This window comes from Desulfurellaceae bacterium, assembly GCA_021296095.1.
Lineage (GTDB): Bacteria > Desulfobacterota > Binatia > Bin18 > Bin18 > JAAXHF01.
Window position 1 is genome coordinate 1 of sequence record JAGWBB010000164.1, and the last position, 510, is coordinate 510.

General features: G+C 56.5%; 2 protein-coding genes. One reads left to right on the forward strand and one right to left on the reverse strand.

Annotated features, from left to right (window positions below; translation table 11 throughout):
- On the reverse strand, nt 1–275 hold a 275-nt coding region (locus J4F42_22190), incomplete at its 3' end, for a hypothetical protein (protein MCE2488234.1).
- Between J4F42_22190 and J4F42_22195 the strand changes: the two genes are divergently transcribed.
- The coding region (locus J4F42_22195) for a hypothetical protein (GenBank protein ID MCE2488235.1) at nt 258–510 on the forward strand (253 nt) is incomplete at its 3' end. The genes J4F42_22190 and J4F42_22195 overlap by 18 nt on opposite strands.

Here is a 510-nt window from a genome sequence, read left to right on the forward strand (position 1 = left end):
ATGAGACACTCTTCGCCCTGGACGGTTGAGGTAATCAGGGCTTGGGACAGGGCCAAGCGGACCGCCAGCATCAGCTGCACATAGGTGCCACCGGATATTTCACTCAGGCTGACGAAGTCGCCCTTTTCCTGGGACAGGGCCTGGAGGTCTAAGTCTTCACCGATTCGGACATTGACATAGCGCTGCTCGGTCAGCAGCGGCACGATCCGGCCGGCCACCTTTTGCAGCTCAAGATTGAAGCTGCCGAGCAAACGGGGATGGGTGCTGTCGAGCAACTGCTGGGCGGCTCGACGTACGGCGATATGTTCCAGCCGGTCACTGCGTTGGTGTTCCAGGTCGCTGATATGTTGCTTGAGCTGTTTGGCTGTATCCAGACGATTTTGCTCATGATTTATATCCCGGCCCAACTGTTCAAGGTCTTTCTGACAGGTGTCGATGTGCGCGGTCTGGTGTGTGACCTCAGCCTTCAGCCGGTCTTGGATTTGATACATGCTTTGTTCGTTCTCGGCC